General features: G+C 59.9%; 13 protein-coding genes. 12 read left to right on the top strand and 1 reads right to left on the bottom strand.

The genetic code is table 11. The features are described from left to right. Positions 1 to 317 precede the first annotated feature (317 nt). From GT019_RS27675 to GT019_RS27620, 12 genes are all read left to right on the top strand, one after another. Positions 318 to 2,108: a M3 family oligoendopeptidase gene (locus GT019_RS27675; protein WP_161746692.1), complete on the top strand. Its 1,791-nt coding sequence runs from the start codon at positions 318 to 320 to the stop codon at positions 2,106 to 2,108. Positions 2,109 to 2,284: 176 nt separating this feature from the next. Then, positions 2,285 to 2,764, top strand: a complete 480-nt coding sequence (ndk, locus tag GT019_RS27670; RefSeq protein ID WP_161746691.1) for a nucleoside-diphosphate kinase — start codon at positions 2,285 to 2,287, stop codon at positions 2,762 to 2,764. A 270-nt stretch (positions 2,765 to 3,034) separates the two neighbouring features. After that, a complete protein-coding gene (locus GT019_RS27665; RefSeq protein ID WP_161746690.1) occupies positions 3,035 to 4,135 on the top strand; it encodes a P-loop NTPase family protein in 1,101 nt (366 codons plus the stop codon). Positions 4,136 to 4,147: 12 nt separating this feature from the next. Next, a complete protein-coding gene (locus tag GT019_RS27660; RefSeq protein ID WP_161746689.1) occupies positions 4,148 to 5,386 on the top strand; it encodes a CpaF family protein in 1,239 nt (412 codons plus the stop codon). After that, positions 5,383 to 6,222, top strand: coding sequence for a type II secretion system F family protein (locus GT019_RS27655; protein ID WP_328804043.1), 840 nt, complete (start codon positions 5,383 to 5,385; stop codon positions 6,220 to 6,222). Before GT019_RS27660 ends, GT019_RS27655 begins: the two co-directional genes overlap by 4 nt. Positions 6,223 to 6,236: 14 nt before the next feature. After that, complete coding sequence (locus GT019_RS27650) at positions 6,237 to 7,091, top strand: type II secretion system F family protein (RefSeq protein WP_161746687.1); 855 nt, start codon at positions 6,237 to 6,239, stop codon at positions 7,089 to 7,091. Positions 7,092 to 7,121: 30 nt separating this feature from the next. Continuing rightward, positions 7,122 to 7,313: a Flp1 family type IVb pilin gene (locus GT019_RS27645; protein WP_161746686.1), complete on the top strand. Its 192-nt coding sequence runs from the start codon at positions 7,122 to 7,124 to the stop codon at positions 7,311 to 7,313. Between the two features lie 46 nt (positions 7,314 to 7,359). After that, the gene (locus GT019_RS27640; RefSeq protein WP_161746685.1) at positions 7,360 to 8,001 is read left to right on the top strand and encodes a pilus assembly protein; all 642 of its coding nucleotides are present in this window, start codon (positions 7,360 to 7,362) and stop codon (positions 7,999 to 8,001) included. Beyond that, positions 7,994 to 10,222: a hypothetical protein gene (locus GT019_RS27635; RefSeq protein WP_161746684.1), complete on the top strand. Its 2,229-nt coding sequence runs from the start codon at positions 7,994 to 7,996 to the stop codon at positions 10,220 to 10,222. The genes GT019_RS27640 and GT019_RS27635 overlap by 8 nt, the downstream gene beginning before the upstream one ends. Then, complete coding sequence (locus tag GT019_RS27630) at positions 10,185 to 11,291, top strand: TadE/TadG family type IV pilus assembly protein (RefSeq protein WP_161746683.1); 1,107 nt, start codon at positions 10,185 to 10,187, stop codon at positions 11,289 to 11,291. Before GT019_RS27635 ends, GT019_RS27630 begins: the two co-directional genes overlap by 38 nt. Next, positions 11,284 to 11,805, top strand: coding sequence for an A24 family peptidase (locus GT019_RS27625; RefSeq protein ID WP_161746682.1), 522 nt, complete (start codon positions 11,284 to 11,286; stop codon positions 11,803 to 11,805). Before GT019_RS27630 ends, GT019_RS27625 begins: the two co-directional genes overlap by 8 nt. Positions 11,806 to 11,825: 20 nt before the next feature. Next, positions 11,826 to 13,445, top strand: coding sequence for a DUF6382 domain-containing protein (locus tag GT019_RS27620; RefSeq protein WP_161746681.1), 1,620 nt, complete (start codon positions 11,826 to 11,828; stop codon positions 13,443 to 13,445). A gap of 80 nt (positions 13,446 to 13,525) precedes the next feature. Here the strand turns inward: GT019_RS27620 and GT019_RS27615 are convergent, their stop codons facing one another. Then, positions 13,526 to 14,425, bottom strand: a complete 900-nt coding sequence (locus GT019_RS27615; protein WP_161746680.1) for a TIGR01777 family oxidoreductase — start codon at positions 14,423 to 14,425, stop codon at positions 13,526 to 13,528. Positions 14,426 to 14,451: the final 26 nt, after the last annotated feature.

The raw sequence follows: 14,451 nt of genomic DNA, 5'->3' as shown, positions 1-14,451 counted from the left end.
TTATCGTCATGGCCTTCGTCGGGACCAAGGCCTTCACTTGCATAAAGTGGTCAATGGGACAAGACGTCCGTTATAATCAGTTATACACCGATGCAGCCCATTACGCAACGCGCAGAAAACGGATCAGCCGCCGGCTGCGGGGTATGCCCGCAAAAACTAAGCGTAGGCTTACGAAGGAGTTTTTGCTTGGACTCGCCGGATACCGGCAGCGGGCTGTGCCCGCAAAAACTAAGCGTATGCTTACGAAGCCGTTTTTGCTCTGACACGCCGGAACGCCGGCTGCGGGCTGTGCCCGCAAAAACTTTTAGGAGGACAATATGACCCACTATCCGATGACATGGGACTTAGACGTGATTTATCCGGGCGGATCGAGCTCCGCCGCGTTTCTTGAGGAGCTGGCCGGCATGGAGCGCGACATCGCGGCGCTGACGGGCGAGCTTGCGGCGCTAGCGCCGAACGCTGTTCCGGACGCGGGGCAACTGTCCGCTTGGACGGCCGCCGTGCAATCGATTTTGCTAAGGATTCGGCAATCCGATTCCTTCGTGTCCTGCCTGCAGGCGCAGCAGATGAAGGACGCGGCCGCGAGCGGCTTGAACGATCGCGTGAAGACGATGTCGGCGAAATTCAATGCCGCGTTGACGAGCTTCGACGAGAAGCTGCTCCGGACGGACGACGCCGCTTGGCAGTCGTGGCTGCAGTCGAGCGACGCCGCGCCGGTCGCGTTCGCGCTGAACGAGCGCCGCGAGGCGGCAAGGGAGAAGCTTCCGCCGGAGCAAGAAGCGCTGGCGGGCGAGCTGGCGGTCGACGGGTATCATGGCTGGGGCGATTTCTACAACACGATCGTCTCCCGCATGCGTTTCGAAGTCACGGAGGAGAACGGCGAGACGAAAGGGCTGTCGGCGGGACAAATGTTCAACCGGCTCTCGAACAGCAACCGCGCCGTGCGCGAAGCGGCGTTCAAGGAATGGGAACGGGGCTGGGGCGAGCAGGCCGATCTGTGCGCGGATACGTTGAACCGGATTTCGGGCTTCCGCTTGAAGCTATACGGCAAACGCGGCTGGGACGCGATTTTGAAGGAGCCGCTGGACATGAACCGCATGAGCGAAGCGACGCTGAACGCGATGTGGTCGGCGGTTACGGAAGGCAAGCCGAAGCTCGTGCGTTACCTCGAGCGCAAAGCGAAGCTGCTTGGCCTCGACAAGCTGGCCTGGTATGACGTCCATGCCCCGCTCGGCTCTACGGACAAGAAGATTTCCTATGACGAGGCTGCGGCTTTGATCAAAGAACAATTCGGCGCCTTCAGCCCGGACCTGGCCGATTTTACGGAGATGGCGTTCAAGGACGCCTGGATCGAAGCGGAAGACCGGTCCGGCAAACGCCCCGGCGGTTTCTGCACGGCGTTTCCGAAGAGCGAGCAGACGCGGATTTTCATGACGTATTCGGGAACGCCGGACAATGTGTCGACCCTGGCGCACGAGCTTGGCCATGCATATCACCAGCATGTCATGAACGACCTGCCGCCGCTGGCGCAGGAGTACGCGATGAACGTCGCCGAGACGGCCTCCACGTTCGCCGAAATGATCGTGGCGGATTCCGCGCTGGAAGCGGCGACCGAACGCGACGAGAAGCTGGCGCTCCTGGACGAGAAGCTGCAAAATGCGGCCGCGTTCTTCATGAACATCCACGCCCGGTTCCTGTTCGAGAATCGTTTCTACGAGAAACGCCGCGAAGGCATGGTGAGCCAGGAAGAGCTGAACAAGCTGATGGAAGAGGCGCAGAAAGAAGCGTTCAGCGGCGCGCTGGGCGAGCTGCATCCGCATTTTTGGGCGGCGAAGCTGCATTTCTATTTGACGGACGTGCCGTTCTATAACTTCCCTTATACCTTCGGGTATTTGTTCAGCGGCGGCATCTATGCCATCGCGAAGAAGGAAGGCTCATCGTTCGCGGACCGCTATGTCGCGCTCCTGCGGGATACGGGCCTCATGACGGTCGAAGACCTGGCCGAGAAGCATCTTGGCGTTCGTCTCGACGAGCCGGGGTTCTGGCGCGAAGCCGTCGCGCTGCTGCTCGAAGACGTGGATGCGTTCGTCGCGTTGACGGAAGCGTAATCCGAGCTTCGTTGCGGGAAGGAACGGTCGGCTTGCGCGCGGATGAATGAAATCGCCTTGACCGTGGAATACTGAAGCATAGAAGGAACGGTGCGGCCTAACAAGGCTCTGCGCCGTTTTTCTGTCCTATAACGGGCAGTACGCTCAGGTAGGCTTAACACGGAAGGAGACTTGAGATGCAGCAAGAGCAGACGTTTGTCATGGTGAAGCCGGACGGGGTGAGGCGCGGACTGGTCGGCGCGGTAATCGTCCGATTCGAGCAAAAGGGGTTCAAGCTTGCGGCAATCGAATTGCGGACTATCGATCGCGCCTTGGCGGAACGGCATTACGGCGATTTGCGGACGAAACCCTTCTTCAGCGAGCTGGTCGATTATTTGACGTCCGGGCCGGTCTGCGCCATGATCTGGCAGGGCGAACACGCGGTCGAAAATGCGCGTTCCCTGATCGGGAAGACGAATCCCGCGGAGGCATCGCCCGGGACGATCAGAGGCGATTTCGCCATGGATATCGCGGGCAATATCGTGCATGGCTCGGACTCCGCGGCGAGCGCGGCGCGGGAGATTGAATTGTTCTTCGGCAGGCATGCCGCTTCGCATCCCCTCGATCTGTTTGCCGGGGACGAAGTTAGTCATGGCGACGAGAATATGCTGCATTAACTGGACCCTTTTGCGCTTGGATGACACGGCACCGGAAAAGCCCTCGCGGTCCTCTCGAACGAGATCGTAGCAGGGCTTTTGGCAGTCTATCGACGGTCAAGCGGCGAACATTTAAAAAATAAAGGAGTTGACGCAAGGGCAAGCCCGTGGTAAATTATGGTCAATTCTACATTTTACGCTACGGAAGCACCGTAACCGCGCAGCAAATTCTGCGTTGTTAGGGTGCTTTTTTGCGTTCTTTTCATTCTGGAGGAGAGTGGCAACTTCATCATGGGCAAACGAAATCTGATTGTGGCCGTCAAAGAAAGCGAATACGTCGAGCGTCTGGCGGATTACATCCGTCACGCCGCATTCGGCGAGAGCTGGCAGCTGACGGCTTTTACGAACCCGGCGGCGCTGCGGGGCTTCGTTCGCGGCGGATATCCCGTCGATCTGCTGGCCGCTCAGCCCGCCATGCTGGACGAGCTGGGGGAATTGCCGGACCATCTTGCCGTCGCAGCGCTTGTCGAATACCGCGGGCAGTCGCGGTTCGAGGCGGAAATCATGCAGTTTCAGCCCCTTCCCCTGCTGCTACAGGCGTTTACGGCTCATTTTGCCGCGAGCGGCCATACGCTGCCCAGACCCGCCACTCGCGGCAAGGGACCCGCGGTCATCGCCGTGTATTCGGCCTCGGGCGGCACCGGCAAAACGACGCTTGCCCTGCAGCTCGCCCAACAAGCCGGCATTTCGGGGATTCCGGCGTTCTACTTGAACTTGGAGCAATGGAATGCTTCCTTGTCCACGGATGGAGGCGGAGGGGGCGGCGATTTCGCCAAGCTGCTGTACACGCTCCAATCGGAGCCGGATCAAGGCGCATCCGCCGTAGCGGCGCTGCGCAAACGCCATCCGACATTAGGCATGGATTCCATCGCGCCTTGCGATAACCCCGAAGAGCGGTTGACGCTTGGAGCCGAGCACGCGAAGAGCCTGCTTGCGGCGATTGCGGACACGGGCGATTACGGCTGCGTGGCCGTTGATTTGGACACCAGGCTGGACGCGCTGCATATCGGGATTTTCGAAACGTGCGATGTCGCGGTTTGGCTCATGACGCCGGATGCCGCGAGTTTGAAGAAGAACGAGCTGGCGCTGCAATACGGGGAGCGGAAGTACGGGACGGCATTCGGGGAGCAAAGGTCCAAGTTCAGGTTCGTTCAGGTCGGCGGTTCTCCGTCCGAGCCCGCGGTTTACGGCGGCGGGAACATCCGGGTGGACATGGTTCTCCCCCGTGTGGAGGAATGGGCGAGCGGCGGACCCTTGAGCGGCACGGGCGAGATGGCCCCGCATTACCGGGGAGCGGTGGAATCGCTGCTTCGCAAGCTCGGCATCGCGTAGGGAGGCGGCGAGATGAACGAAGAAACGGTACAGCGTTTGAAAGAACGCATCCGCGGACAGCTTGAACTCGACAGCGCCATATCGGACGAAGAGCTGAAAGCCAAAATCGAGCACGTCGTATTCGAGTGGTGCGCCCAGCACCCCCTTCCGGCCGGCGAGAAGGTGCAGCTGGTACGTCGGCTCTTTCATGCTTTTCGCGGACTCGATCTGATGCAGCCGCTCATGGACGACCCGACCGTGACCGAGATCATGATCAACGGCCACGAGGAGCTCTTCGTCGAACGGGCAGGCCGGCTGACGCGGCTGCCGTTCGGATTCGAGAGCAGGGAACGCTTGGAGGATCTGATCCAATCCGTCGTGGCCGGCGTGAATCGCGTCGTCAACGAGTCTTCCCCGATCGTGGACGCTCGGCTGAAGGACGGATCCCGGGTGCATATCGTCCTTCCGCCGATCGCGTTGAAAGGGCCGACGATGACGATCCGGAAATTTCCGGAAAAGCCGCTCTTGATGAAGGATCTGATCGCGCTCGGCGCGTTGCCCGACGAAGCGGCAGCCCTGCTGGAGAAGCTCGTCAAAGCCAAATACAACATTTTCATCAGCGGCGGCACGGGCTCCGGCAAAACGACGTTTCTCAATGCATTGTCCCAGTTCATTCCGGAGGACGAACGGCTGGTGACGATCGAGGATGCCGCCGAGCTTCAAATCGTATCCGTGCCGAATCTCGTATCGATGGAGACCCGCAATGCGAATACGGAAGGCAAGGGCGCCATTTCCATGCGCGAGCTGATACGGGCTTCGCTTCGGATGCGGCCGAACCGCATTATCGTCGGGGAGGTGCGCGGCGGCGAGGCGATCGATATGCTGCAGGCGATGAACACCGGCCATGACGGATCCCTCTCGACCGGCCATTCCAATAGCGCTCGCGACATGATCGCGCGGCTGGAGACGATGGCGCTCGGTGGCGCCGAGCTCCCCGTTGCCGTGATCCGGCAGCAAATCGCGTCGGCCATCGACGTTATCGTGCATCTGTCCAGGCTGCGCGACCGAAGCCGCCGTGTGACGGAGATCAGCGAAGTCATCGGCATGGCGGACGGAGAAGTCGCCCTTCAACCCTTGTACCGCTTCGAGGACGAGGGAGAACGAGACGGGCGCGTGCTTGGCGGGTTGCGGCGATGCGGCGATGGACTTCAACGGACTTGGAAGCTGAAGATGGCGGGAATGAGCGAAAGAGTGGGAGGCGAGGGCGCGTGAAAAAAAATGGCCGCAAGCCCCGGAGAGATTGGCCGGATTGGCTGGCTTGGCCGGATACGGCGGCAGCGATATTGCGTGCCCGGACCTCCGGCAGCCTGACGCAATACTCGGACTACCGGTTGACCAGGCGGCAATTCATGTCGGCGGCAATAATCGGCGGGGCACTCGTTTTCGCGGCGGCGTTCCTGTTTTACCGTTCGGTGCCCGCGGCATTGATACTCTCGGTGATGGGCATCGCGGTTCCGCGCATGTATCGAGGGTTTCTGCTCGAACGGCGGAGATTCCGGCTTGCGCAGCAATTCAAAGAGGCGCTGTACGCCATCGCATCGTCGCTTGCCGCCGGACGATCCGTCGAGAACGCGTTCTTGACCGCCCAGGAGGATCTGAAACTGCTGTATCCCAGTCCGGCGACGGAAATCTTGGTCGAATTCGACATTTTGGCGGCCCGCTTGGGATTCGGCGAACCGCTTGAGCAGGGATTGACCGACCTCAGCCGGCGCGCAGGCATCGAGGACATCACGCAATTTACCGACGTATTCACGACATGCAAACGGTCAGGCGGAGATATGGTGGACGTGATCCGGCGTACGTCGCAGATGATCGGCGAGAAGCTGGAGGTGCAGCAGGAAATTGCGGTCATGGTGGCCCAGAAACGGTTTGAATCCCGGATTATGATGGCGGTCCCGTTCGTATTTCTCGCTTTTCTCAGCCTGTCCGCGCCGGACTACATGGCCCCGCTGTACGGCGGGGTCGGATATGTCCTCCTTACCGGCGCCCTGCTGTTGTTAGGCTTCTGCTACGTGCTTATGTCCAAAATCATGAATATCCGCTTATAAGGAGTCGTGCGCCAATGATTGCAGCTTGGGCGGCAGGTTTGCTGCTGACGATCGTATGGGTCTTCGGGATCGTCGAGAACGAACGCGCCGGAGAAGGCGGGAAAGAGCCGAAGCGCCGATGGATTTCCGGTCCTTTCCTGCGGCTGCTGCTGCGAAGCGGATTGCTCGAGCGGCTTCAACCGCTCGCGGCCGGATTGCACGGGAAGCTTCTGATCCTGAACGGGCAAGCCTGGTCCGCCGATGCCAGCCGCGAGTTTATCGCCGAATCGCTCGGAACCGGCTATGCCGCGATGTGCGGAGGCGCATGGTTGGGCGTCTTGAGCGGCGAGCCGGCGATGCTTTATATCGGGCTGCTGCTCGGCGTCGTCGTTCCGGCGGCGAAATGGAAGGATGTGTCCGGCAAGGTGGAGCGCCGCAAGCAGGATATCGTGCTGCTGCTGCCGGAGCTGCTGAATAAATTGATGCTGCTGCTGGGGGCGGGGGAAACGCTCCAGCGGGCGTTGGTCCGCTGCGCGGAGCGAAACGACAGGCACGCGCAGCATCCGCTGCTTCTCGAGCTGCGAAAGGTGAACGAGTCCGTGCGCAACGGGGAGTCGTTCCCGGCGGCGATGGAAGTGTTTAGCCGCCGCTGCGGCGTGCAGGAGGTATCGGTCTTCACCACGACGATGCTGCTGAATTACCGGCGCGGCGGCGATCGTTTGGTGCTCTCGCTGAAGGAGTTGTCTTATTCACTGTGGGAGAAACGGAAAGCCGTCGTCCGATCGCGGGGCGAGGAAGCGTCCTCGAAGCTTGTTTTTCCGCTGGTCGGCATATTTTTCGTGCTGATGGTGCTGGTCGCGTCGCCGGCCATTCTGATGATGCGCGGGTAGAGAATTATTTTATGACAGGGAGAGATGAAGATGCGTAATTGGAAACAGGAAGCTCGGCGATTTTGGAAGGGCGAGGAAGGTCTGGGCACGCTTGAAGTGGTGCTCATCATCGCGGTCGTGATTATTTTGGCGCTTATGTTCAAGGGGTGGATCATCAAGCTGCTCGGCAATCTGATGAAGAGCGCGGACGATAAGGCCAATGGCATTTTCGACTCGGAATAGACGCCGATTGGTTGCGCTCCTCAAGCGGGAGGAAGGGAACTTTACGTTGGAGGCGAGCATGGTCTTCCCCGTGTTGTTCATCGCGCTGCTTGCGCTTCTGATGCTGAGCCTATATTCGTACCAGACGGTAGTGGTCTACCATTCCGCTTCGGAGACCGCGGAACGTGCGGCATTTCGCTGGGACAACAGCGCGCGCGACCCGGTCAGCGGAATCGGTCCGATCGGTCGATACGACGGGTTGTATTGGCGGATGGCGGACAACGGGGCTTTGCAGTCGTTGTTCGGCTTCGTATCGGATAACGGCGGGGACGGCGGAACGGAGATTGCGGTAGGAGAAAGCGCCGACGAGGGGAGCGGGAGCTCGCTCCCGGAACGCAAGTTGAGAGCGGAAGCGAGCCGGGTTGGAAATCCTTTTCAAGGAACGATGCGGTACGACTACGGGGCGTTGGAGAAACGGGTGCAGGTCAAGCTGCGCCAACCGATCGCCATTCCGCCGCTGGAGACGTTCCTCGGTCATTCGGAACCGGCCTCGGCTAGTTCCGCCTCTATCGTCGATCCCGTCGAGCTGATCCGCAACGTCGACTTGATTCGCTACTATGCGGGGAAGTTCAAAGGCGGCATGGACGGGGATAAACGAAAGCAGGCGCAGGCGATCCTCGGAGAACGGCAGGCGATGAACCATGGCTAGCGATTTCGGGGAACGCGCGTGCTTCAAGCGCGAAGCAAAAAAAGGACGGTTACGGTTCTGGCGGCGCGAGGACGGGGCGGTATCGCTTTACTTGGTCGTCTCGACGGCGGCGATGCTGCTGCTCACCTCGTTGTTGATCGACTACGCGAGGATCGCCGCATTCGACAAGCAGAGCGAACTGGCCGCGCAATCGGGCATTCGTTCCGCATTGTCCGCGTACGACGAGGCGCTGTACGGGCAGTACGGGTTGTTCGGCGCGGGAGGGACGGACCGGAATCAACTGTTCGCGGAAGCAGCCGAGCATAATTGGCAAGCAGAGGCTGGCGACGATTTTCAGCTTCTCCGGATACGGAACGAAGCTTCCCATGTGGATTCGTATGAGGTATTAGGCAATCAGACGGTGTTTTCGCGACAGGTATTGGAGGAAATGAAGTATAAAGCGCCCGTGGATTTTGCGATGGAAATCGCGTCGCGGTTCGCGCCCATGAGCTCCGCCATGAAGGAAGCGACCGCGACGGTCAACGTTTTGGAAGAAATAAAGCAGCTGTACGAGGAGAGGGAGAAGCATCTGGAACGAGTCGCGGAGCTCCGAAAGCAAAGCGCGGCGCGCCTAGCCGGGTTTTCGGGCAAGCTTGGATCCGCTGCGGACCTCGTCAGCGGGTATGGCGCCTACGAAAGTTGGCTGCAAGCGGATGCCGCGCTCGCCGAAGGCGCAAAACCCGCGCATGCGGCAGAAATCGCGGCGTATCGAAGCCGGGCGCAGAGCGAAGCTGCTGCATTGAAGACAAGCGCCTTCGAAGAACAGGCGCGGCTCGACGCGGATCTGACCCAGGCGTTGTCCGAGCTTCAAGCGGCGGAGCAACTGAATGCTTCGATTGCCGCCGCGGTCGCGCGCTCGCGGGATGATCAAGCCGGCAGCGGCTTCGACAGTCTTGCCGGCACGCACGTTGCCGGACAGGAAGCGTCGTCGATGACGCCGGAGGAGCTTTCGCAATTCGGCGATACCCGGGCGTCCGCGGATGGTTTGGTCATAAACGCGGATTGGTTCGCGGACTATCGGCAGGAGTTGAACGATCAGCTTTCCGGTTTTCGGCATGTCGCCGACGAAGCGGCAGCTTTCCAAGCGACGATGCTTTCCGCCGTCTCATCTCCTGGCTCAGCCCCGGCGCTCAATCAGGCATGGACGAGCTTGAACGGAGCTTATCAAGCTTATTCGCAGCGCTATGTCGATCCGGGAACGGTTATTCGGGCGAGGCAGGACGAGCTTCAGCGGCGGCAATCCCAAGACGCGGAACGGAAATCCAATGAAGCTGCGGCGAAGTCCAAATGGGGTCAAGTGAAGGCGATGATCGGCGGGATGACGTCGGGCGGGGAGCACGAGGAGCAGAAAAAAGCTTTCGAGGACGTGAAACGGCTGGCGGCGGATAACCTGCAATTCAATCAGGCTGCCCATGATGACGGCGAATCCGCCGATGATCCCCGGCAGTCGGAGGACCCCGGCGACGAAGCCGAATCCGCCATGACTTCCATGGGTTCGATGTTCGGCGGAATGGCCGATTTGCTGGAAGGCATACGCGATCCGCTTTACATCAACGAATACGTGGTGCATCGCTTTAACAGCTTCGACCCCAAGCAACTGCGCGGGATCGTTACCGGCGGCAATCAAGAAGACTTTTCGAAATCGTTGACGCTCGAGAACCAGGAGGTCGAATACATCCTGTACGGACTTCATGAACCGGGAGCCAATGTCGCGGCCGCCTTCGGCGAGATCTTCGCGGCACGGCTTGCGATCAGGACGATGGAAGGCTTGATCGCATGCAAAGCGCTCGGAAATCCCTTGCTCGTGCTGTCCGCGGCCGTGCTGTACGGTCTTGAGAAAGCGATCGCGGATATGGCCACGTTAGCGGAAAGCGGGAAGGTGCAGCTGTCGAAGTACGTTCCCGCCGAATTGACGTACGCGGATTATCTGCGCGTCTTCCTCATCCTGCACGGCAGCGGCGGCCAGTCACGGAAAGCCAGAATCATCGCCGTCATCGAACATAATACGGGCACGGATTTATCGAATATCGCGACGGGATTGTCCGGCGAAATGACGTCCTCGGTCAATTTATGGTTCCTGCCGGGGTTGATGAGAAGCTTTACGGCGACGGGCATTCTGAGCGGAAAGGTAAAGGACGGCCGTTATGAGAAAACGCAAACGATCGGCACCTCTTACGGGTAAAAGAAGCGGAGAGTCCGGGAGCATCGCGCTGGAAGCGAGCCTGGTGCTTCCGGTCGTGCTCATGGTGATCCTCTTCTTCATTTGCCTGATTAAAATGAACGCGGCGCAGATGGCGCTTCACGGCGCCGTCTCCCAGACGGTTCGGCAAGCTGCGGCGAATATCCACCCGATCGAGCTCGCCGTTATTGACGGCAGTTCCGGAGGCGAGGACCAACCCGAATCCGAATTGGGGTCATCCGGCGAGAACGGCAAGGATTCTCCCTCGGTTGGCGATGGTACGGATTCACCCAACGGCGGCGTCCAACAGGAAGCGGATTCCTCGCCCTCGGGCGCAGCCGGCACCGCTTCTATGCGGGACGAGCCGCTGCCTGCCGTCCGCTTTCTGGCGGACAAGCTTGAAGATTGGCTGCCTGCTCCGTCCGGTCCATTGCTGGCCGCGGCCCTGAAAGGGGATTGGAAAACGATACAGGATACGGCGGCGGCAACGGTCGGCCGGCCCATCATCGAACCGATGCTCCGCCGAGAAGCGGACGCGGCCGTGCTGGACCCGGAGCGGGTTCGCCTCTCCAAGCTATCGCTGCCGGACTTGAAGAACAAAAGCGATTTATCGCTCATGATCGAAGCGGAATATTCGTTTCGGCTCGGTTTTCCGTTTACGAAGAAGACGATCGTCCTTAGAGAACAAGCGGAAGAGCGGGTATGGACGCCAGATCCCGTTCCGGCGCCAAGGGGCGATGCCGGCGCGGATTCCGAGCACGCGCCGATTCAAATCGTGACGATCGAACCGTCGCCGGTCCGTCCCGGAAACAAAGCGCGCGTGGTCGTAAAAACGACGCCGGGCCGAAGCTTGTCCATCCAAGTGATTTATAAAAGCGGCCATAGCGTCGCCAAACATCTGGGCGATACCGTAACGGACCAAGAGGGGCTGGCGGAATGGACGTGGCTGGTATCCGGAAACACCACGCCGGGCACTTGGGAGATCGTCGTCACGGCTAGCGACGGCGTTTCGGCCGCGAGGCATTTCGTCGTGCAGAAGAAACCAGGGAGGACGGAAGTTTCGAATGGATAGCTGGATTACGGAGATCATGGCGGCTTTGTTTATCGGGGCGGCTTTTATAAGCGATATCAAATCCATGACGATATCGAACAAGCTGAATGTCGGATTTCTCGCCGCCGGGATTTCTTATCATGTCATTGCCGGCGGCGTAGCAGGCGGCTTGCATGCATTGGCCGGCGCGGCCGCGGGCTTGGTTCCGCTCCTCCTGCTCTACCTGTTGAAAGGAATCGGAGCAGGAGACGTGAAGTTTTTTGCGGCCCTGGGCGCGATTCTCGGGATGGAGGACGTGCTGCAGGTGATGATGTACGCTATCTTATACGGCGGGCTGATGGGTGCCGTTACCTTGCTGTTCAACCGGTCGTTCGGCAGGCGGCTGTTGTTCGGAGCGGTATCGGTCATCGTGGCGGAATCCAGGCTGCAGGCCTGGGAGGCAAGTTTCGCGAATTCGGGAAGCCTGCGGTTTCCATTCATGATCGCGGTCTTGCCGGGAGCCGTCACGGCATGGTTCATGATAGCGCCTTTGTAATCGTAAAGGAGGGATATACGATGGTTTTGGACGAGCTTCAGGTCGATTTTGCCATGAAACGCGGCCATGAAATGATCGTGGACATGAAGTCCGGCATAAGGCGGGACGAGCTTGACGGCATCGAAGTTCAAATGCTGCAGGGCCAGCGGATTCCGAAGCTGCTGCCCATCGAGTGGATCGACATCGACGGCGGCATCACGTTTCGATATCCGTTGGGCGGCAAACGCATGTTGATGCACCGGCTGCAGACCCAGCAGATGACGATGTTTCAATTTTATACGCTGCTGCTGGCTGTCGTCGAAGCTTTGGATGACAGCAGGCATTATATGCTTCGCGGGGAATGCTTCTTGCTGCACGAGCAGTACATCTTTATCGGCGATAACTGGGACGATGCCGTTCTTGCCTATGTTCCCCTCAGGGATAAGCGGATGGTATCCTCCGCGGGCGAAGCGGTGCTGGCGATGGCGATTCGCTGGGTTGGCGCGGTCGAAGAGCCGGACGGCTTGGGCTTGCAGCAGGTCTTCCAGCATTTGCGCGGCGAGTTCGTTTCATGGGAGCGGTTGAGACAAGCGCTGCTTAAGCTCCTCGGCGAGGGCTACAGAGCCGGATTGGCTGCAAACAGCAGCACGGACGACGCTTACGGGACGAAAACTGCCGCCGTCATTCAGCCTGTTCAGGACAAGAAAGTAGAGAAGCCGAGAGAAGAAAAGGCGAGATTCGAAAAGCCCGCAACCGAATTCTCGGCCATATCGGTGAACGCGAATGAAAGCATGCCGGTGGACGCCGTCTGGAGCATCGGCGCCAGCGATCGCACTCGGGATACCGATATTCCGTTGACCGAACTTCCGAAAGAAGCCGAGGGCGGAAACGGCAGAACGGGGTGGATAATCGGGGCGGGATGGATTCTAGCGGCGGCGGTCATATGGCGTTTTCTGTACCTGTCTGCTCCTTCGCGAACAAACCTCTTCATCTGCGCCGCGTTGACGCTGTTGACCGGAGCGGGGGCGCTGCTCTTGATGAAGCGCATAAAAAAGAACCGCGAGGAGCCCGATGAAAGCAAAAGCTGGAGGGATGAACAGGCGTGGTCCCCGGAAGACGCCTTCGTGCCGAATTCGATCCAGTTCGGTAAAGGTTCGATGCATTCGGCGCAAGTTCCCGGGAAACCGGCTGCCCCCAATAGTCAAGAGCAAGAACCGCGGGAGCGGGAATTGCTGCCGCCGGCCGCAGCATCGCCAAATAAAGCTTCGACATACTCCCGTGCTGCTGCAAGCGACGCTACGGTTCTGCTCGGCCAAGAGGTCAAGGAGCCGTCCGTCGCCGGCACCGCCGGACGGCTGCCTTGGCTGGAGCGCCAAGCCGAGGGCGAGGCGGAGAAAATCAGATTGGAGCAGCTTCATTTTATCATCGGCCGTTCCAATGAAGGCGTCCATTACATCGATCAGGCTTCTGGGATCTCCAGGGCGCATGTCGAGCTGCTCGCCAGCGAAGGCCGTTGGTCCGTGAAAGACATGGGTTCGCGCAACGGCAGCACCCTGAATGGCAGCACCATGGTCCCGTACAAATCCTATCCGCTCGCGGATACCGATCAGCTGCAACTGGCCGGCGAGCAGGGGCCGGTGTACGTTTTCCGCGCAGGTTGATTGAGCCCTGCGATCAGGCAGGGCGAGGGGCGAGCCGCCGAAGGTCGTCATGACGAGAAATCTCCCGAGCTATTCGAACCTTACTCGCGGCCGAGCAGCTGACGCATGGCGGCGCTTGCCTTCGGGTAACGGAACGAGAAGCCGAGCTCAACGCTTTTGCGGGGGACGGCTCTTGAGCCTTCCAAGAGCAGGAAGGAGAGCTCGCCGAGCGCGGTTTTCAGTACGAAAGCTGGCAGCGGCAACCAATGCGGCCTTCCGGCCGCGGCGCCGACGGCGCGGCCGAAGTCGTCGTTCGTCAAAGGCTCCGGCGCGCAGGCGTTGACCGGACCTTCGATCGCCGGATTGTCGAGGCAGAATAGGATCAGCCTTGTCATGTCGTCTTCATGGATCCACGGGATCCACTGTCGTCCGCTTCCGATCCGGCCTCCTGCGAACAGCCGGTAGGGAAGCAGCATCTTCGGAAAAGCGCCGCCCTTCATGCCGAGCACGAGGCCGATGCGCAGCTTCACGAGCCGTTCGGCGGGGATGCGGTCCGCGGCGGCCTCCCACTGTTCCACGACGGAAGCAAGATAATCCGTGCCCCGAACGGCGCTTCCTTCATCGTGCGCCCGGCTGGCATCCGTTCCGTAAATCGAGATGCCGGAGGCATTCACGACTACGCGGGGCTTCTGTTTCAGGGCTGCTGCGGCTTTCTCGATCGCCATGGCGGCATCGAGCCTGGACTGAAGGATCGCTTGCTTGCCTGCCGCGTTCCAGCGCCTGTTAATGGATTCCCCGGCAAGATTCACGATCGCATCGAACCCTTCGAGGGAGGAAGGCGACTCCGCTAGCTGTCCCCAAGCAAGGTACTGCAGCCTCGGCTTGAGCTGACGCTGCCCTCCGGAGCGCGAAATCACCATGACTTCGTCTCCCCGCGCAAGCAGCGCGTCGACCAGCAGGCTTCCGACATAGCCCGTTCCTCCGGTTACGGCGATTTTCATGCCGATCCCTCCTTCTTTCAATTACC

Source organism: Paenibacillus glycinis, from assembly GCF_009909185.1.
GTDB classification, from domain to species: domain Bacteria; phylum Bacillota; class Bacilli; order Paenibacillales; family Paenibacillaceae; genus Paenibacillus_Z; species Paenibacillus_Z glycinis.
The sequence above is the reverse complement of the archived record's forward strand: the minus strand, read 5'-3'. Positions and strand labels throughout refer to the sequence as shown.